The organism is Methylocella tundrae, from assembly GCF_901905185.1.
Classification (GTDB): Bacteria; Pseudomonadota; Alphaproteobacteria; order Rhizobiales; family Beijerinckiaceae; genus Methylocapsa; species Methylocapsa tundrae.
The window spans coordinates 16,882-36,199 of record NZ_CABFMQ020000078.1 but is presented as its reverse complement, the minus strand read 5'-3'; the positions used below and the strand labels follow the sequence as shown (position 1 = coordinate 36,199).

General features: G+C 62.1%; 18 protein-coding genes. 6 read left to right on the top strand and 12 right to left on the bottom strand.

Annotation, left to right across the window (positions count from 1 at the left end):
- Positions 1–67: 67 nt before the first annotated feature.
- From MPC4_RS09820 to xth, 3 genes are all read left to right on the top strand, one after another.
- On the top strand, positions 68–1,321 hold the full coding sequence (locus MPC4_RS09820; RefSeq protein ID WP_174512360.1) for an FAD-dependent monooxygenase: 1,254 nt from the start codon (positions 68–70) through the stop codon (positions 1,319–1,321).
- Positions 1,322–1,365: 44 nt separating this feature from the next.
- Positions 1,366–2,184, top strand: a complete 819-nt coding sequence (gene blaOXA, locus MPC4_RS09815; RefSeq protein WP_174512359.1) for a class D beta-lactamase — start codon at positions 1,366–1,368, stop codon at positions 2,182–2,184.
- 102 nt (positions 2,185–2,286) lie between these two features.
- Positions 2,287–3,063, top strand: coding sequence for an exodeoxyribonuclease III (gene xth, locus MPC4_RS09810; protein ID WP_174512358.1), 777 nt, complete (start codon positions 2,287–2,289; stop codon positions 3,061–3,063).
- A gap of 70 nt (positions 3,064–3,133) precedes the next feature.
- Here the strand turns inward: xth and MPC4_RS09805 are convergent, their stop codons facing one another.
- From MPC4_RS09805 to MPC4_RS09790, 4 genes are all read right to left on the bottom strand, one after another.
- A complete protein-coding gene (locus tag MPC4_RS09805) occupies positions 3,134–3,937 on the bottom strand; it encodes a DUF72 domain-containing protein (RefSeq protein ID WP_174512357.1) in 804 nt (267 codons plus the stop codon).
- A gap of 187 nt (positions 3,938–4,124) precedes the next feature.
- Positions 4,125–4,556, bottom strand: a complete 432-nt coding sequence (locus MPC4_RS09800) for an anthrone oxygenase family protein (protein WP_174512356.1) — start codon at positions 4,554–4,556, stop codon at positions 4,125–4,127.
- 76 nt (positions 4,557–4,632) lie between these two features.
- The gene (locus tag MPC4_RS09795; RefSeq protein ID WP_244628937.1) at positions 4,633–5,475 is read right to left on the bottom strand and encodes a tetratricopeptide repeat protein; all 843 of its coding nucleotides are present in this window, start codon (positions 5,473–5,475) and stop codon (positions 4,633–4,635) included.
- Positions 5,459–5,788, bottom strand: coding sequence for a hypothetical protein (locus MPC4_RS09790; protein ID WP_174512355.1), 330 nt, complete (start codon positions 5,786–5,788; stop codon positions 5,459–5,461). Before MPC4_RS09790 ends, MPC4_RS09795 begins: the two co-directional genes overlap by 17 nt.
- 166 nt (positions 5,789–5,954) lie before the next feature.
- Here MPC4_RS09790 and MPC4_RS09785 point away from each other — a divergent pair, with 166 nt between their 5' ends.
- Positions 5,955–6,233, top strand: a complete 279-nt coding sequence (locus tag MPC4_RS09785) for a hypothetical protein (protein ID WP_174512354.1) — start codon at positions 5,955–5,957, stop codon at positions 6,231–6,233.
- 9 nt (positions 6,234–6,242) lie between these two features.
- Here the strand turns inward: MPC4_RS09785 and mntR are convergent, their stop codons facing one another.
- Complete coding sequence (mntR, locus tag MPC4_RS09780; RefSeq protein ID WP_174512398.1) at positions 6,243–6,689, bottom strand: manganese-binding transcriptional regulator MntR; 447 nt, start codon at positions 6,687–6,689, stop codon at positions 6,243–6,245.
- A 317-nt stretch (positions 6,690–7,006) separates the two neighbouring features.
- On the opposite strand from mntR, the gene MPC4_RS09775 reads away from it, so the two are divergent.
- Positions 7,007–8,323, top strand: a complete 1,317-nt coding sequence (locus tag MPC4_RS09775) for an Nramp family divalent metal transporter (RefSeq protein WP_174512353.1) — start codon at positions 7,007–7,009, stop codon at positions 8,321–8,323.
- A gap of 30 nt (positions 8,324–8,353) precedes the next feature.
- Here MPC4_RS09775 and MPC4_RS09770 read toward each other — a convergent pair whose 3' ends face one another.
- From MPC4_RS09770 to MPC4_RS09740, 7 genes are all read right to left on the bottom strand, one after another.
- Positions 8,354–11,062: a valine--tRNA ligase gene (locus MPC4_RS09770; protein ID WP_174512352.1), complete on the bottom strand. Its 2,709-nt coding sequence runs from the start codon at positions 11,060–11,062 to the stop codon at positions 8,354–8,356.
- A gap of 223 nt (positions 11,063–11,285) precedes the next feature.
- Positions 11,286–11,822 carry a PopZ family protein gene (locus MPC4_RS09765; RefSeq protein WP_174512351.1) on the bottom strand — a complete coding sequence of 179 codons (537 nt, stop codon included), beginning with the start codon at positions 11,820–11,822 and terminating at the stop codon, positions 11,286–11,288.
- Between the two features lie 242 nt (positions 11,823–12,064).
- The gene (locus tag MPC4_RS09760; RefSeq protein WP_174512350.1) at positions 12,065–13,549 is read right to left on the bottom strand and encodes a TolC family outer membrane protein; all 1,485 of its coding nucleotides are present in this window, start codon (positions 13,547–13,549) and stop codon (positions 12,065–12,067) included.
- 57 nt (positions 13,550–13,606) lie between these two features.
- A complete protein-coding gene (locus MPC4_RS09755; protein ID WP_174512349.1) occupies positions 13,607–14,314 on the bottom strand; it encodes a protein-L-isoaspartate O-methyltransferase family protein in 708 nt (235 codons plus the stop codon).
- A 371-nt stretch (positions 14,315–14,685) separates the two neighbouring features.
- Positions 14,686–15,213 (bottom strand): hypothetical protein, encoded by a 528-nt coding sequence (locus tag MPC4_RS09750; protein WP_244628935.1) that lies wholly within the window; start codon positions 15,211–15,213, stop codon positions 14,686–14,688.
- Between the two features lie 183 nt (positions 15,214–15,396).
- Entirely contained in the window at positions 15,397–16,329 is a 933-nt protein-coding gene (gene tsf, locus MPC4_RS09745; protein ID WP_134491032.1) for a translation elongation factor Ts, read from the bottom strand.
- 61 nt (positions 16,330–16,390) lie between these two features.
- Entirely contained in the window at positions 16,391–17,422 is a 1,032-nt protein-coding gene (locus MPC4_RS09740; protein WP_174512348.1) for a 30S ribosomal protein S2, read from the bottom strand.
- A 264-nt stretch (positions 17,423–17,686) separates the two neighbouring features.
- Between MPC4_RS09740 and MPC4_RS09735 the strand changes: the two genes are divergently transcribed.
- Positions 17,687–19,174, top strand: a complete 1,488-nt coding sequence (locus tag MPC4_RS09735) for an FAD-linked oxidase C-terminal domain-containing protein (protein ID WP_174512347.1) — start codon at positions 17,687–17,689, stop codon at positions 19,172–19,174.
- Positions 19,175–19,318: the final 144 nt, after the last annotated feature.

Sequence of the window (19,318 nt, the reverse complement as noted above, 5' to 3'; positions counted from 1 at the left end):
AAGAAAACCACGGCGCCCGCTCGCCATCCGCGTGTTGCCGGTCTAGAAAGACGGCGAGGGATGCGCGATGACACAGGTTGATCCGTTTCACGTCGATATTCTCGTCGCTGGCGCCGGCGCCGCCGGGCTCTCGGCCGCCATCGCTCTCGATCAGGCGGGCTTTTCCGTCGCTTGCGCCGGTCTCATCGATCGTCGCGCCAATGGCCGGACGGTGGCTTTGTTTGAAGCCTCCCTGCGCTTTTACAAATCGCTTGGCCTCTGGCCGCGCTTTCGGGACAAGGCCGCAGCGCTCGAAAAGATCGCGATGGTCGACGCGACAAATGCCAGATTCCGGGCGCCCTCGGTCTCCTTCGCCGCAAGCGAGATCGGCCTTTCGGCCTTTGGCGCGAATATCGAAAACAATGTTCTGGTCGATGGACTCGCGGAGACCGCCGCCGCCCGCTCCCGCCTCGCCCTTTGCCAAAGCCTCATCGAGGACATTTGTTTCGATGACGACGACGTGCGCGCCACGCTCGCCGACGGCCGGCGGATTAGAGCCAAGCTGGTCGTCGCCGCCGACGGTCGCGGCTCGCTGGCCCGAACCAGGGCCAATATCGACGCGCGCAGTTGGACCTATCCCCAGGTCGCCCTGACGGCGCTTCTCGCGCACGCCAAGCCGCATCGAAATATATCAACCGAATTTCATACAAGATCAGGCCCTTGCACTCTGGTGCCCCTGCGCCCGCACGGTGAAAAGCTTCATCGTTCGAGCCTTGTGTGGCTGATGTCGGCCGCCGACGCCGAGCGCCGACGTAATCTCGCGCCCGGCGAACTGGCGCGCGAGATCGAGTTGCAGGTCGGCGGACTTTTGGGCGCTATGGAGCTCGATGGACCGTGCGGCTTCTTTCCGATGGCCGGCATGAGCGTCGCAAAACTATTTGGCAGGCGCATCGCGCTCATCGGCGAAGCCGCGCATGTTTTTCCGCCGTTGGCCGCGCAAGGGCTGAACCTCAGCCTACGCGACATCGCGGCTCTCGTTGAAACCCTCGAAGACGCTCGGGCGGATGGAAAAGACATCGGCGCCGCGGCAAGCCTCAAAGCCTACGGGACTGCGCGCCGGGGCGACATTTCCTTGCGCACCAATGGCGTCGATATTCTAAATCGCTCGCTGCTCACGGAATTCCTGCCCGTCGACCTCATGCGCGGCGCGGGATTCTTCGCCTTTTCGATGATCGGTCCGCTGCGGCGGGCGCTGATGCGGGAAGGCGTCCTGACCCATCAAACTTTGCCGCGTTTGATGCAGGCGCGGCCCCGGCGCGGCGCGGTCGCCACAGGCGGCTGAGGCATCGGCCCTAAAAATTGCAAATCATGCGTTAGACTAAAGTCATGAAGAGAGTTGCGCCCTTCGCGGCCTTGCTGTGTTCGATTTCTACCGCCTCTTTGGCGGCGCCGGTTTGCACCCTGCTCGTCGACGCGGACAGCGGCGCCGTTCTTCGTCAGGACGGGCGATGCGATCAGCGAAACAGTCCTGCGTCCACCTTCAAGGTCGCGCTCAGCGTTATGGGTTATGATGCGGGAATTCTGACGGATGCACACTCGCCCGTTTGGCCGTACCGGGAAGAATACAAGGCGTGGCGTGAGAATTGGAAGACGAATGTCGATCCGGCGTCCTGGATGCGCGACTCGGTTGTTTGGTATTCGTGGGGCATTACACGCGCGCTGGGAGCGCAACGGCTCCAACAATACGTGGATTTATTTTCCTACGGCAACCGTGATCTTTCGGGTAACGCCGGGAAGGACGACGGATTGACGCACGCATGGCTTAGCGCCTCTCTCCAGATCTCCCCAATTGAAGAGGTCGCTTTTCTGCGAAGATTGCTCAAACTGCAATTGCCAGCGTCCGCGCCTGCGCAAGAGAAAGCAATCGCGATCATGCCCCGTTTCGCGGCCGCCGACGGATGGATGGTTCAAGGCAAGACAGGCGCGGGGTTTCAGCGCGGCCAGGACGGGGTTTTGGACGAGGACCGTCAGTTCGGGTGGTTCGTAGGCTGGGCCATCAAAGGCGATCGACGCGTAGTGTTCGCACGTTTGACGAAGGACGAAACCAAGGTCGCCGAAAGCGCCGGCATTCGCACGCGGGACCTCTTTGTCGCCGAACTCCCCACACTTCTCGGGAACTTTGCCGGAGCCCAAAATCCCAATTGAATTGGCAGCCTCCTATCTCGTTTTCTGTAGTAGGACGTTATCTGCTTCAGCATTCAATCATCGGCCTGATTTAGCCGATGTGAATTCCTCACGAGGGCCTGCGTGCAAATCGCCACCTGGAACGTTAATTCGGTGCGGCAGAGGATCGAGCATCTCCTGCGCTATCTGCGCGATGCGTCTCCCGACGTGCTCTGCCTTCAGGAGCTGAAATGCGTCGACGAAGCCTTTCCCTGGCAAGAGATCGAGGCGGCCGGCTACAACGCCGCGGTTCACGGCCAGAAGGGCTTTAACGGTGTCGCCATTCTGTCGAAGGCGCCGATCGAGGTGACACGCGGCCTGCCCGGCGATCCTGCCGACGAGCATGCGCGCTACATCGAAGCGATCGTGCCTCACGATGGCGGGGCCGTCCGCGTTGCGTCGATCTATTTGCCGAACGGCAATCCGCCGGACACCGACAAATACGCCTATAAGCTCGCCTGGATGGATCGCCTCATCGCTCACGCGAAAACGCTTTTGGCGCTCGAAGAACCGCTGATCCTTGCTGGCGACTATAATGTCATCCCGGCCGCGCGCGACTGCGCCGACCCCGCCGCCTGGATCAACGACGCGCTGTTTCTGCCACAGACGCGCGCGCGCTTTCGCACGCTCGTGAACCTTGGCCTGACCGACGCCTTGCGCGCCACCACGGACGATGCGGGACTCTACACTTTCTGGGATTATCAAGCCGGGGCCTGGCAGCGCAACAAAGGCATTTGCATCGATCATCTTCTGTTGTCGCCGCAGGCCGCCGATCGCCTCGTCAAAACAACCATCGACAAGGCGCTGCGCGGCGACGACAAACCCTCCGATCACGTGCCGGTTCGAATCGAACTGGCGTGATTTATCGGTCAGAGATGGCTTGCGCATGATCGGATGGCGCCCCCCAAGGCGCGCGCCCCGCTTTTCGGCGTCATGCCTTAAGCCGCTCGATCAGGGCGCATGCGGCGGCGGGGTTTTTCTCTTTGGCTCCGCTGATGAAATAGACGAAGACGTCGCGCGCGGCGCGCTTTTTCTCCGGCGCGCCGCTCACATAGGGCAAATCCTGTGGTTGCTCGCCTTTCGCCCATTGCCTGGCGCGACCGGACCATATGTCGATTTCACCCGGACAATAGCCCGCGGCATAGGCGGCTGAGCTTTTCTGTAGCCGGGCGTACACGAAATCAGCGCTGAGATCCGGAATCAGCGGATATGTGTCGGACTGAGCGAGGCAAATCGCGACCTGGTGATGGCGCGCGAGAGAGACGAACGGTTGGACGCAAAAGCTTTCGTGCCGCACCTCGAGAACATGGCGCAGCCGCAGCCCGTCCAACTGCCCTGGAAGAAGCTCGAGAAAGGCGGAGAAATCCCCGGCTTCAAATTTCTTGGTCGGCGCGAATTGCCAGACAATCGGCCCCAGCTTTCCGCCGAGCTGCAAGAGGCCGCTCGACAGAAAATGATCGATCGCGGGCTTGCTTTCGGCGAGCAGCTTGCGGTGCGTCGTCAGCCGATGCGCCTTGACCGAAAAAACAAAATCGTCGGGGGTCTCCGACGCCCAGCGGCGGAAACTCTCCGGCGTCTGCGTCCGGTAGAAGGTCGCGTTGATCTCGATGGACGTCAGTTTGCGGCTGGCGAAATCGAGTTCTTGCCGTTTCGGCAGGCCTTTCGGGTAGAAGCTCTCTCGCCAGGGCGCGAAGCTCCAGCCGCCAACGCCGACCCTTATTTGTCCGATCGTCATAAGCCTGGCTCAAAATGACGCAAAAACATTAAAAATGAGGAAGCGGCGAGCGGTCTGCCCGCACGCCTCTATCCCACGACGACGAGGGTTTTGCTAGATATAGCGCGAACATGAGGTGAAACGGTGCGCTGTCGCCGATTCGTCGCTGATTCGTTCAGCATCTCGTCCAAAGCTTAACGGGGCGCGATCATCTTACTGAGGCCCATAGGAACGCCAGAGTGGCCAAGCCGCCGAGGCCGCTGCGAACCGCGTGCAGCTTACCCCATCTCAGGATCAACTCCCGGCTCTCCAAGCCCGCGTTCTGCGGTTCGGTCGCTTCGAGACGGCGATTGGTTGGCATGATGACGAGCAAGGTGAAGGGCCAGTTGCAGAGGAGGACGACGGCGCCCAGCGCCCAGCGCCAGTCGCGTAGCTCATAGGCCGCGATCAAGCCCAGCACGCCGCCAGCGAGCGCCAGCGAAGCCTGCATCCTGAAGCCGCGCTCATAGGCCGGCTTCCATTGCTGCAGCAGCGATCTATCATCGAGCCCAAGACGCGCCGGCTGCTCGACGAGATTGATGTAAATGGCGGCGCCCGTGAAGAGCGCCGCGAGGGTGAGCGCCAATTGCCCCGCAAGCATCGCGCTGCTCCCAGCCCGCGCTGGCTTAGGCTCGATGAGCAAGCCATGCGAACTTAGCCGGGGTCTCTCCCCGCAATCAATTCCGCCGTTTCAGATGATCTTCGAGATAGGAGAGCGCAACGCGGCGTTCGCTTTCGCTCGCAGTAGCCATCGCCTTGTCGTAGACGTCGATGATCCATTGATCCTTCTTCGCGTCCATCGCGGCTTCGCGCGCCAGTGTCAGCCACATCAGCGCGCGCGCGCGCTGCGGACGCAACCCCTCCTGCCCGGAGAAGAGCATCTGCCCGAGCAGAGCCTGGGCCTGCACATGGCCCTTGTCCGCGGCGAGATAAAGCCAGCGCAAACCTTGCCGGACATCCTTATCGCCGCCAACGCCGTCAAGATACATTCTCGCGAGGCTATATTGAGCCGTCGCGTCGCCGAAGTTCGTGGCCGCATATTTGAACATGTCGAGCGCACGCGCCGGATCCGGGCGCACTTTAGTGTCGGCTATGCCGTTCAGGCTATAGGTTCCGATCGCGACGAAGGCGTTCGAAACGACAGATTTGTCACGCCAGTTCGGATCATCCTCATCATAGCCATGGATGATCTGTGAGAAATACTCATAGGCCTTGACGTCATCGTGTGGAACGCCGTCGCCAGCCGCGTAAATGGTCGCAAGCTTCCATTGCGCCAATGCCTCGCCGCCGGCGGCGGCATATTTCAAGGCGGCGATCGCCGAGTCGGCCGCGCCCGAACGAAAGTCCTGAAGGCCTGCGAGCAAGGCGGCGCGCGGCGTCTTATAGGCCTGCGACACGATCGATTTATCGCCCGCCGCGGCGCTGTCCGCCCCTTCCAAGGCGCGAATATTCGTAACCGGCATGCTCGCAGCCAGTCCGAACAGAGCCAAAGCTCCAAGGCGACTAAACCTCATAGACATGGGCAAATTCCGAGCGCCAGGAGTCATCGCTCCGGTCGCTGCAGGGCCAAAAAACTGCGTATGGACCCATAACGCGCAAAAACCCATTTTGGTCGCGCCCGTTCGAAAATAATTTGCGGTCGATCAACCGCGCATCACCCAGATGGTGGCTAATCGCTTCATTTGTCATAAAATTCTGATCGTTTCGCAGAAGCCGCGCAGCACGATCATCTCCAGCGCCCGCGAAGAGATAAGCCTCAAGCGGCGCGCGCGAGGTGACGTTCGTCACACGACGTCTGGAAGACATAACCTCTTTGACAACGCGCGCGCTCATAGATGCCGCCCTGCATGATCTGGCGAAAAACAGCTCTCGATTGGAAGGGAATGCCGGGTGAGCAGGCGGGCGTCGAATTGTATGACGCCATTCGTCCGACTCGCGCAGGCGCCGTCGAGGATATGTTTGCTTGAACCACAATTACCCAGTTGAATGGGGCTGAAAAGTGATCTTCTTCTTGCCGCGTCAAGTTGAGGTTAAGTTATCTCCGCATGTGTCCAAAAAAGCACAGATAATCGTGCCAGATCAGGACATTCGCCACGTCGAGGACCAACCGCCGCCAGCCATGCCTTTTGCGGCGATCACCAGCCGCAAAAAACATGATCTGCGAAAAGCGCCAGCTCCCGCAGACCACACCGATCAACATCCGGCGAAGTGCATCTCAATCGCGTTCGCTTTATGGCGAACCGCCCGCGGCGCATTCAAATTTCTCGTTACCGATTGAGGATTTGCGTTACCGCTTGAGAAAACGCGAGAACGCGTCCAGCGCGACGTCGGACACGTGATGCTCGATGCCTTCGGCGTCGAGTTCCGCGCAATGCAGCGGCACGCCGACGGCGACCAGCAAATCGACGACAAGCCGGTGTCTCGCGCGCACGCGCGCGGCGAGCGCCCGGCCCTCGGGCGTCAAAAAAACGCCGCGATAAAGCTTCGACGTCGCAAGCCCTTCCCGTTTCAGCCGCGCGATGCTTTTGATCGCCGTCGCGTGTGAAACGCCGAGCCTGCGCGCGATGTCGGTCGGACGGGCCTCGCCGCCGTTCGTCAGAAGGTCATCGATCAATTCGACGTAGTCTTCGAGAACGGCGCCGGCTTGCGCCGAGCGCGCCTTTTCGAAGCGAAGCGCCTGCTCCGCCTCGGCCGGGAGTTCAGCCGCGCAGGCATGAGGCTCTTGATGCTTCATCGTCATCTTCGGCTTCCCTCCGGCCTGCGATCTGGCGCCTTAGCGATCACGCGTTTCAGCCCTTCCGGGCGCCGCTTTCGCCCGTCGCCGCCCCCATCAGCGACTCGACATAAGGCGTCAGTCCTTTTTGTTTTAGCCTAACGATCCTGAATTGTCGCAACTCCGGCCGCTCTTGATCGCAGGGAGGCGCTGGCGAGCGCCATTGACTAATCCGTAGCCACGGCTACATTATGCAGCATCAATAGCAGATCGCCAGCAAGGTCTCCCGAACTCATGCCGTAGCGTGGCGTCGCCAGCTTCGACCGCAGGAAAGCCGAATGACGGATATCGCAGAGCGCGGCGGAATCGTCGCTCACCCGACCCAAATCCAGCGCGCGATCCGCGAGGTTCTCGACGGGCGCCGGAGCGGATTTCGCGCATTCATTCCGATGGTTGGACCAGCGGTCATCGCCTCGATCGCCTATATGGACCCCGGCAATTTTGCGACCAATATCCAGGCGGGCGCCAGATATGGCTACAGCCTGCTTTGGGTGGTTTTGCTGGCCAACCTCATTGCAATGCTGTTTCAGGCCCTGTCGGCGAAGCTGGGCATCGTGACGGGCCGGAATCTCGCGGAAATGTGCCGCGACGAATTGCCGCGCCCGCTTGTTTGGGCCATGTGGATCGTCAGTGAAATCGCCGCGATGGCGACGGATTTGGCTGAATTCCTCGGCGGCGCGATCGGGCTTTCGCTCCTCTTCAACTTGCCGCTGATCTGGGGAATGGTCGTCACCGCGATCGTGACCTATGGTATTTTGACCCTCGACCGGCGCGGTTTCAGGCCGCTCGAACTGGTCATCGGCGCGCTGGTCGCAATGATCGGGCTCTGTTATGTGATCGAATTATTCATCGCCCCCGTCGACTGGGCCTCGGCGGCTTTTTCCTTAGTGACGCCCCAACTGCAGGACGCGGCCGCGGTTACGATCGCCGTCGGAATCATCGGCGCGACGGTCATGCCTCATGCGATCTACCTGCACTCAGGCCTGACGCAGGCCCGTACGATCGCGCGCGACGACGGCGACAGGCGCAAGCTCCTGCGCTATTCCAACCGGGAGGTCATCGTCGCGCTGGCGATCGCCGGCGCCATCAATATGGCCATGGTGATGATGGCCGCCGCCGCCTTTCACGCGGGCCACAGCGGCGTCGCCGAGATTGAGACCGCATATCATACATTGACCCCGATTCTTGGCGCCGGAGCCGCGACAGTATTTCTGATCTCGCTCCTCGCGTCCGGCATATCGAGTTCGACGGTCGGAACCCTCGCGGGTCAAATGATCATGCAGGGTTTCGTCGGCTTCAGAATTCCGGTCTGGCTGCGGCGGCTCGTCACCATCATCCCGGCCTTTATCGTCGTTGCGCTCGGAGTCAACGCCACCAACGCCCTTGTCGTCAGTCAGGTCGTGCTCAGCATTGCGCTGCCGCTCCCGATGATCGCGCTGCTTTACTTCACGCAGCGCCGCGACATCATGGGGGCTTTCGTCAACGGCCCCATGACGCGCGTCGGCGCCGTCGTCGGCGCCGCGGTAGTGCTGTTCCTCAATACGATTCTTCTGCTGCAGACGTTTGGCGTTTCATTGCCATTTTTGCAGGGATAGGCCGAAAAAGAGCGTGTGAAAGCGGCGGGTTCAGCCGAGCCGCTTCAGCGCCGCCTCCAGCTTCGCGGCGCGGGCGCGCGCCTCGTCCAATCTTTCGCGATTTTCCTCGACGACTTCCTCGGGCGCCTTCGCCACGAAATCGGCGTTGCCGAGCTTCGCCTCGATTTTCCTGGCGTCCGCCGCCAGCTTGCCGATCTCTTTCGCCAGCCGGGTTTTTTCAGCGTCGAAATCGATCACCCCTTGCAGCGGCAGAGCGGCGACGGCGCCGCGCACGACAAGCTGAACCGATTTCTCGGGGGCCTCGGCGGCGAAGGATATATCCGAGAGCCGCGCGAGGCGCCGCAGCGTCTCGTCCCAATTTTTCGCGCGCGAGCCCACATCAGTATCGGCGTTGACCAGAACGAGAGGGATCAGCGCGCCGGCCGGCACGTTCATCTCGGAGCGCACCGAGCGCACTTCCGAGATGAGCTCGACGACCCAGCCGATTTCGGACTCCGCGGCGGCGTTCTCGAGGCCTTCGAGCCGCGGCCAGGCGGTCAGCGCAAGAAGACTTGCGCGCGGAGAATCCTCGGTCGCCTTGATCGCCCAAAGCTCCTCCGTCAGGAAAGGCATGAACGGATGCAGCAGCTTGGTGATCTCATCGAGGACGAAGGCGGTCGTCGCGCGGGTCTCATCCTTGGCGGGACCGTCCTCGCCTTGCAGCAGGGGCTTCGCCAGTTCGAGATGCCAGTCGCAGAAAATGTTCCAGACGAAGCGATAGGCCGCGTTGGCGGCGTCATTGAAGCGGTAGGTCTTGATCGCGCCCGTTACTTCGGCGACGGCTTTGGCCGCTTCTCCGATGATCCAGGCGTTGAGGGTGATGCTGACGCCCCTGGGGTCGAAACCCGTGACGCGGACGCAGCCGTTGATCTCCGCGAAGCGCGCGGCGTTCCAGATCTTGGTCGCGAAATTGCGATAGCCTTCGACCCTTTGCGTCGAGAGCTTGATGTCGCGTCCCTGCGCCGCCATCGCGGCCAGGGTGAAGCGCAGGGAGTCCGCGCCATATTGCTCGATCAGGCTCAAAGGGTCGATGACATTGCCTTTCGACTTCGACATCTTGGCGCCCTTCTCGTCGCGGACGAGCGCATGGATATAGATGTCGTGGAACGGTATCTCGCCCATGAAATGAAGACCCATCATCATCATCCGCGCGACCCAGAAGAAGATGATGTCGAAGCCGGTGACGAGCACATTGGTCGGATAATAACGCTTGAGCTCCGTCGTCTCGTCCGGCCAGCCGAGCGTCGAGAAAGGCCAGAGCGCCGAGGAAAACCAGGTGTCGAGAACGTCCGGATCGCGCGCCAGAGCGGTCGGCTCGCCATAATGCGCGCGCGCCGCCGCCGCCGCTTCGGCTTCCGTGGCCTCGACAAAGACTTTGCCGTCCGGCCCGTACCACGCCGGAATCTGGTGCCCCCACCAGAGCTGGCGCGAGATGCACCAGGGCTGGATATTCTCCAGCCAGTCGAAATAGGTCTTTTCCCAGTTTTTCGGGATGAAGCTCGCCTTGCCCGAGCGCACCGCATCGAGCGCCGGCTGCGCCAGAACCGCGGCGTTGACGTACCATTGATCCGTCAGCCACGGCTCGATGATGGAGCCCGAGCGATCGCCGTGCGGAACCATGTGAGGATGGGGCTCGATCTGGTCGAGAAGCCCGCGCTCCTCCATCAGTTCCACGATTTGCTTGCGCGCATTTTCCCGCGACGCGCCGTGCAGGCCGTCGAGCCCCTCGATCGGCTCCGCGCCGGCGCGGAAAGGTTCGTTCCCGATCAGCGTCAGTTTGGCTTCGGCGTCAAAGATATTGATGAGCGGCAGGCCGTGGCGCCGTCCGACTTCGAAATCGTTAAAGTCATGCGCCGGCGTGATTTTGACCGCGCCGGTCCCCTTTTCCGGGTCGGAATACTCGTCCTCAACGATCGGAATAAGACGTCCGACGAGCGGCAGCCGCACGCGCTTGCCGCGCAGGTGGAAATAGCGCTCATCCGCCGGATTAACCGCAACCGCGGCGTCGCCCAGCATGGTTTCCGGCCGCGTCGTCGCGACGATGACGAATTCCCCGGTCTCGGCGCCGGCGTCGTCGACGACCGGATATTTGAAATGCCACAAATGGCCTTTGGTCTCGACCTGCACGACTTCAAGGTCGGAGATCGCCGTCAAAAGCTTCGGGTCCCAATTGACCAGCCGCTTGTCCTTATAGATCAGCCCTTCCCGGTAGAGCTGGACAAACACCTTGACGACGGCGCGCGAGAGGCCTTCATCCATCGTGAACCGCTCGCGCGACCAGTCGCAGGAGGCCCCTAAACGCTGCAGCTGGTTGACAATGGCGCCGCCTGACTCGGCTTTCCAGGCCCAGACCCGTTCCAGGAATTTCTCGCGGCCCATCTCGCGCCGGCCGGGTTCCTGACGTTCCATCAGTTGCCGCTCGACGACCATCTGGGTCGCGATGCCGGCGTGATCCGTTCCCGGCTGCCACAGCACGTCCTTGCCGCGCATCCGCTCGAAGCGCGCGAGAATATCCTGCAAAGTCGTATTGAGGGCGTGCCCCATGTGCAGCGCGCCGGTGACGTTCGGCGGCGGAATGACGATCGCAAAGGGCTCCGCCTCGGCGCGGTCCGGCCGCCCGGCCTTGAAGGCGTCGGCCTCGCGCCATGCCGCCGAGATGCGGCCTTCGACCGCCTGGGGATCGAAAGTCTTTTCCATCATTGAATCATTTTCTGTTCGTCTGGACCGCGCGCGCGGTGCGGCGGCGCAGGTCTTGCCATGCGGATTAGGTCAAGCGATCGCAAAAGGCAGGGGAAAAGGCAAGTCCGCGCCGCTTGCGGCTCGCCCGGAAAGAAAAGTAAGCGGTACGGTCATTCCGGCAAGGCGGTCCTTTTGGACTCGGCCCATATCTCGTTTGAAAAACCCGCGCCTTTTCGCGACGGGTTTAGTCGCCCTTTGTCATCCGTTCGATCTCGGCGCGGACGAGACGCTCGACAAGCGCCGGCAAATGCGCGTCGAGCCAGGCCTCCAGCAAGGGGCGCAAAGCTTCGCGGGTCATCGCCAGAACGGCATCGGAATTTTGCGCGAAGCGGCTGGCGATAAGCGCGTTGAATGCTCCCGCGACGGAATCATCCGTTCTTTTTGAAACCAGCGGCTCGTCTTCGGCTCCGCCCCAATCGGCGACCGGCTCTGACGGATCCGCTGCTTCCTCCCTTGCTCGATTCTCCTCCTGATGGTCCGCAAGGCCCTGCGCGGCAACAGACTGCGCCAGCCCGTAGACCGCGGAATCCGCGCCGTCATTAACCTCTTCCGAGCCGGCTTCTTGGCCCGCCTCCTCCCGGGAGGCGTCCTCAGCAGCAAAAAGCGCTTGATCCTGGGCGATGATGCGCCGGATCGAGGCCAGAATGTCCTCCATCGAAGGCTCCCGCGGTTTGGCGTCGGACGGCTCGCCGGAGGTTTGAACAAGATTGGCTGCGCTCATGGCCTCTACTGCTTTCCAACGAAAATGCGCCGATCAGACGGATGCGCATCGAGGCAATCACGCGACAGGCAACCCCACATGATCCGCGCCGCGGCGGATCGACGCGTTAAGGTAGTCTTAGCTCATCCATGCTGGCAAGACGAACAATCGACGGTCCACAGCCATAAGGGGAATAATGGCGGAAAGCTCGCCGGACGCCGCGAGAGGAGACGCAGCCGCGCCGCGCCCGCGATCACCCGGGCTCAGCGCCCGTCAGGCGTGCGCAGGCCGATCCATTTGTCCTTGACCTGTTCGAAATGGACCGTCGGATCATATTCCGCGACGTTGAGGCTGAGGTTCGCCGCTGAAAGCCGGCCGATGGCCGCCATCACATTATAGGAGGCGACGACCCTGTCGCGTTGAGCGGAGACGAGGCTGACGCGCGTATTGAGCAAGGTCTGCTGCGCAAAGAGGACGTCGAAGGTCGTACGCTGCCCAACCCTCGCCTCCTCGCGGATGCCATCGAGCGCGATCTCGGCGGACTTGACCGCAGCTTTCGCCGATTGGATGACCGCCTTCGCCGAATCGAGCGAGCCCCAGGCGGATACGACGGCGGCCCGCACAGTGTCGCGTTGCAGATCGGCCTGGAGCCGGGCCTGCGCCAGCGTTTCCTTCGCCTGACGGGCGCGCGCGTAAACTTCGCCGCCTTCATAGATCGGCACGGAGAGCTGGCCGACGACCGAACCGTTCAAAAAGGTGGCGTTGCGAATGCCGATATAATCCGTCTGATGCTGGACGTTGCCGACAACGTTGAGAGTCGGGTAAAGCTCGCCCTCGACCAGCTTGACCTGCAGGGCGGCGGCGTCGACCGCGTGCAGCGCCGCCTGTACCACCGGGTGCTCTTCCAGCGCGAGAGCGACGGCCGTGCCCATATCTTTCGGCAGCAGAGCTTCGATGGTTCGGGCCGGCTCCAGCCGCGTCGGTTCGACGCCGATGATCTGGCGGAAATTTGCGACGCTGTTCTGCAGATTGGCTTGCGCCGTGAAATAGTCGGAACGGGAGCTCGCGAGGCTCGATTCAGCCTGGGCGACGTCGGTGCGCGTCACCTCGCCGACATTGAAGCGATCGCGCGTCTGGCGCAGCTGCTCTTCGAGAACGGTGATGTTGTTGCGGCGCAGATTGAGGATCGCGGTGTCGCGCAGCACGTTCATATAGGCTGTCGCGCCGTTCTGAAGCACGTTCTCCTCGGTGGTGCGGAGATTTTCGCGCGACCCGAAAATGTTCGATTCCGCCTGCCGGACGCTGTTTTGCGTGCGATTGCCGTTGAACAAATTTTGCGTGACGGTCAGCCCGACAGCTGTCGGCGGCGTGCTTCCGCGAGTCCGCACTCCCCCTTGCGTCGTATCAAGGTAATTATAGCCGAACTGGCCATCCGCCGTGACGGTTGGGCGTCCGAGTGAGGAGGCTCGCGGCAGGTTTTCGTCCTGCGCGCGAACGCCGGCGCGCTGCTGGTTGAGATCCGGGTTGCCGACATAGGCGCGAACAAGTGCGCTCGACATGGTTTCCGCCGCGACCGGCGAAGCTAGCGCAAAGCCCCCAGCGAGGATGACGGCGAACCTCTTCACAGACAAAGAGACGCGATGCGGCAGATAAAGCAAATTCGTTTGTCCCTGTCTTAGCGATGTCGACGCGCACGCTCTGGCGGGCTCGCTTCGAGGCGTGCGCCGGTCGCACCATTGATTGGTCATGCCAAAGCGCCGCCCAAGCTAGCACGAAGAACCGCGGCGAAACGGGTGTCCTCGGAGTCAAGAAAACGTGAATTCTTCCGCCGGCTGAAACGCGTCGAGGACAGGAGCCGAAGCGTCGAACAGGATGCGATAGCCTGTCGCGCCATCTGCCTTGTCGTAGCGGACGGCTTTGCAGACGCCATCGGCCAGGCGCTGAACCGTGACGAGCCGGCCGCCGTCCTTCAATTGCGCGAGCAGCGGATCGAGATTGGCGGCGACCCCGCCGTCGACCAGGATCACGTCGAAAGGCGCTTCCTTCGGCGCGCCAGCTCCAAGGGGGCCGAGAAGCGCGCGAACGTTCTTTAGTCCGGATGCATCGAGATTGACGCGCAGTTCTTCGAAAAGCGCCGGATCGCTCTCGACAGCGACGACGTCGGCGGCAAGGCCCGCAAGAAGGGCGGCCGAATAGCCGCCTGCGGCCGCGACGACCAGAGCCTTGTCGCCCGCGAGGACGCGGGCGCTTTGAATGAGACGCGCCAGGATCAGGGGCGGCAGAAGGCTCCTCGGCTTCGCGCCTGGAGCGTCCGATTTTAGCTGCAAACTTGAATCCGAATAAGCGACAGGCTCAAGCTCCGGCGGTAGAAACCGCTCCCGCTGCACATCGAGCATGCGCGCGAGGAGCGCCGAATCCGTTACGTCGAATGTTCTGATCTGGCAGTCGACCATCGTCCGGCGGGAAAAAGCCGAACGATCGGAGATGCTCGGGTCGATGCTGGTGTTCTGCATTGTCGTCGAGATCCTAGTCGGACAGGCTCATATGCCGCCGCAACGGTGGAGTTTATATGATGCCCCGCTTTCTCTGTCCATTCGATCGGCCCGGCCGGCGTGGATTGTCAATGGTGTGTGGCTTTTTCGTCAGCGCCCCGTACCGCCCTCCGGCCTCAGAGCATGATCCCGAAAAATGGAACCCGGTTTTCGGACGACATCATGCCATAATTTATCGATGAGCGCATTGCAGCGGACCGATCAGCCATGACGAATTCTCCGGTCGAGCCTTATGATGCTCAGCCGCGTCAAAGAATGACGCACATCGGCTTAACCCCAGACGCCGGCCAGCGCGACGCCCAGGATCTCGTGATCAGAACGCGCGATCGCGATCAGCTCTTGAGGCGCGCATTGCATTGGCTGTAATAGCCGCCGCCCTTTTGAATCCATTTCAGGCCGCCGTTAGCGTTGGTCGCTTTATTAGCGTTGTACTGGTCGAGGCATGTCTTCATGCGCGCCTTGCCTGGCTTTTCATTGGCGTAGGCGGCTGAGACGGCTGAGGGAAACACAGCATTGCCGACCGCCACGGGGGCCGCAGGCGCCGGCGCCGGCTTCAGCGGATTCGCCGCTGTCGGGGCCGCGGGCGGCGGCGCCGCTGGCGCGGGGCCGGGAGCGGCGGCTGGCGTCGCGGCAGGCGCGGCGCCCTTGGCCTCAGCCGCGCACTGGCTATAAAATTGCGGCCAGGCTTGTCCGTTCAGCGTGCCGGCGGCCTTGGCCGCCTGATATTTTTGGCTGCATTCCTTGCGAACCGATTCCGCCGCTGCGGGGTCGACCAGCGCCAAGCCAAAGGCGCTGGAAAGGATCGTGAATGCAATCAGTTGGCCTTTGAGGCGAAGCGAGCGTGCGAATCGAGACGGCATGAGCATTCTCCAACGCGGGAAACACGAATCAACGCAGCGCCGCGCGTTGAGCTTCAACCTTCCTGCGAAATCGGACATCGGTCAATTTGGAATCACTCGGCTTCACCACATGCAAAAAGCCGCCGACGCGTCGGCGTCTGCGGCTCTTCATTCAATGCGTTCGCAGGACTTTCGTGTACCGGGTCAGACCTGCCCGCCGACGGCGGCGGCGACTTCGGCGGCGAAATCGCTCTCCTGTTTCTCAATGCCTTCGCCGAGGGAATAGCGCACAAAAGAGGCCAACTTCACAGGCGCGCCTGCCGCCTTTTCGGCTTCTTTCACCACCTGCCCGATGGTCTTGTTCGCATGTTCCGCGTGGATCGACGGCTGATCGAGGAGGCAAACCTCTTTGTAATAGGTCTTGAGGCCGGATTCGACGATCTTTTCAAGCACATGAGCCGGCTTGCCGGCGTTTTTGTCGGCGAGCACCGCCTTTTCCCGCGCGACGATCGCCGGATCGAGCTCGGATGCTTCGAGAGCCAGCGGACTCGCCGCCGCCACGTGCAGGGCGATAAGCCGCGCGAGCGGCGTAAGCGCGACCGTATCGCCGGTGGATTCCAGCGCGACGAGGACGCCGATCTTGCCCAGTCCGTCGGCGACCGAATTATGCACATACTGCCCCACGACGCCCTGCGCGACATGCACCGCGGCGACACGGCGCAAGGTCATGTTCTCGCCGATCGTCGCGATGGCGTTGGCGATGGCGTCCGCGACCGTCCCGCCGCCCGGGTAATGCGCGCCCTTGATCGCTTCGACGTCGGTCAACCCCTTTTCCACCGCGACGAGCGCGATCGTACGGGCAAGCGCTTGAAATTCCTCGTTGCGCGCGACAAAATCCGTCTCCGAATTGACTTCGGCGACAACGCCGTCCGTGCCATGCACGGCGACGGCGACAAGGCCCTCCGCCGCGACGCGGCCGGACTTCTTGGCGGCCTTCGAAAGGCCTTTCTTACGCAGCCAGTCGACCGCCGCCTCGATATCGCCCTCGGTCTCGTTGAGAGCATTCTTGCAATCCATCATGCCGGCGCCGGTCTTCTCGCGAAGATCCTTCACCATTGCGGCCGTGACGCTCGCCATAATCGTGTTCCTTCAAGTTCCGTTTTGTGACCGCTATCGTCCGGCCCGCCGACCGCCGTGTTCAGGCGGCGACGAGGCTACGCGCCAGATTGATCCAGCCGTCGCGAGCGATGCGGCCGCCAAGCTTCAGGTCATGATCCGTCTTCGCCGCGTCTTCCGGCGTCATCGCGGCGATCTGCCAGAAGTGGAATAGGCCGGCGTCGTTCAGCTTCTTGACGATCTGCGGGCCGATACCCGGCAATTTGCCGAGATCGTCCGGCGCGCCGCGCGGCGCGGTCAGCAGTTCGAAAGCCTCGGCGGGCGCCTCGAACGCCTCAGCGGCGACGGCGGGCTCGGAAGCTTCCACCGGCAAAACCTCTTCCGGCGGCTGTTCGGCTTCGCCGAAATCAATGCCGCTTGATCCCTGGCCGCGGGCGATGCCGTCGAGCGCGGCGCGGGCGATGAGATCGCAATAAAGGGTGATGGCGCGGCCAGCGTCGTCATTGCCAGGAATCGGGAACGTGATTCCGTCCGGGTCGCTATTGGTGTCGAGGATCGCCGCGACCGGGATATGCAGCCGCTCGGCCTCCTTGATCGCGAGTTGCTCCTTATTGGTGTCGATCACGAAAATGAGGTCGGGGATGCCGCCCATTTCCTTGATGCCGCCAAGCGCCTTTTCGAGCTTGTCGCGCTCGCGCGACATCATCAGGCGCTCTTTCTTGGTCAGGCCGACGGCGCCGCCGCCCAGAATGTCTTCGACCTTGCGCAAGCGCTGAATCGAGGCGGAAATCGTCTTCCAGTTGGTCAGCATGCCGCCCAACCAGCGCGAATTGATGTAATATTGCGCCGACCGGCGGGCGGCGTCCGCGATCGCGTCCTGGGCCTGCCGCTTGGTGCCGACGAACAGCACGCGGCCGCCGCGCGCGACGGTATCCGACACGGCCTTCAGCGCCTGATGCAGCAAAGGCACTGTCTGCGCGAGGTCGATGATATGAATATTGTTGCGGCTGCCGAAAATATAGGGCTCCATTTTCGGGTTCCAGCGATGCGACTGGTGGCCGAAATGAGCGCCGGCGTCGAGCAGGCCGCGCATTGTGAAATCAGGCAGGGACATAGCGTTTCTTTCTCCGGTTAAAGCCGCCGCGGAGCGTTATGGACCTTTTCCGAAGCGCCATTTGAAGGCGCCATAGGAAAAAGCCACCGGGAGCGGCCCTTAAATCAGGGTCGCGCGATCCGCGTGTGGAATGGGCGTGCTTATAAGGGCGCTTGCGCCCGAACGCAAGGCGAAGGTTCGCAGGCCTTAGGGCGCAAAGCCTTTGCCTCGGCGGCGGCGCCGGCGCATATTGCGCGGCTAATTGATATCATATGGGCTTTGGCAATGAAACCGATGGACGTGGATCAAACCATTCTGGCGCGGCGCGAGACAATCATCGCCGCCTTGCGGAAAATTGTGCGCGGCGAAGGCGTCATCGACAACGAAATCGGCCGCCGTCCCTATGAAAGCGACGGCTTCACCGCTTACGCCAATCTGCCGCTCGCGGTGGTGCTGCCCTCTTCTGTCGAAGAGCTCCAGGCCGTCCTTTCCTATTGCCACGCTCATGACGTCAAGGTGGTGCCGCGCGGCGCTGGCACCTCGCTCTCCGGCGGCTCGCTGCCGCTTCAGGACGGCGTCCTCATCTCGATGATGAAGTTCAACAAAATCAAGGAGATCGACTTCGAGAACCGGTTCGCTGTCGTGGAGCCGGGCGTCACCAATTCGGCGATCACCCGCGCCGTCGAGCACAAGGGCTTCTATTACGCGCCGGACCCTTCCTCGCAGATCGCCTGCTCCATCGGCGGCAATGTGGCGGAAAACTCCGGCGGCGTGCATTGCCTGAAATATGGCCTCACGACCAATAATATCCTCGGCGTTGAAATGGTGCTGATGAACGGCGAAATCATCAGGCTCGGCGGCGGCTATCTCGATTCTGACGGCTATGACCTTCTCGGGCTCATCGTCGGCTCCGAGGGAATGCTCGGCGTCGTCACGGAAGTCACGGTCCGCATTCTGCAAAAGCCCGAATGCGCGAGAGCTTTGATGATCGCTTTCGATTCCAGCGAAAGCGCCGGCGCGTGCGTCGCTGACGTCATCGCGGCGGGCATCATTCCGGGCGGCATGGAGATGATGGACAAGCCGGCGATCGAGGCGGCCGAGGATTTCGTCAACGTCGGCTATCCGCGCGAAGCCGAAGCCATGCTTCTTGTCGAACTCGACGGGCCGCCGGTCGAAGTCGATCATCTCGTTGGGCTCGTCGAGGCGATCGCGCTGAAGCGCGGCGCGACGCAATGCCGGATTTCAACCAGCGAGGCTGAGCGCCTCGCCTTCTGGGCCGGGCGCAAGGCGGCTTTTCCCGCCGTTGGGCGCCTCTCGCCCGATTATCTCTGCATGGACGGCACGATTCCGCGCAAAGCCCTGCCGCGGGTGCTGGCCGGCATCCGCGATCTTTCCGAAAAATACGCGCTGCGCGTCGCCAATGTGTTTCACGCGGGCGACGGCAATCTGCACCCGCTGATCCTTTATGACGCCAACAAGCCCGGCGAGTTGCAACGGGCCGAGGACTTTGGCTCGGACATCCTGCGCCTCTGCGTAAAAGTCGGCGGCGTGCTCACCGGCGAACATGGCGTCGGCGTCGAGAAGCGCGATCTGATGCCGGAGATGTTCAACGAGATCGACCTCGACCAGCAGGTCAGGGTCAAATGCGCGTTTGACGAAAGACGCCTGCTTAATCCGGGAAAGGTTTTTCCAACGCTGCACCGCTGCGCCGAAATGGGCCGCATGCATGTGCACGCGGGGCAGCTGCCGTTCCCGGACCTGCCGCGGTTTTAGGAGATTTGCGCCACCAGCGGACATCAGGAAAATCCCGGCGTAGGCCGGTCTTGGCCGGAAGCGCACTGGCGGCTTTCGGGTTTTGGCCTCAGCGCAGTGGGAATGGCCTTCCTGCCCCATCTGGAAGGCTGCTACAGCCAGCGC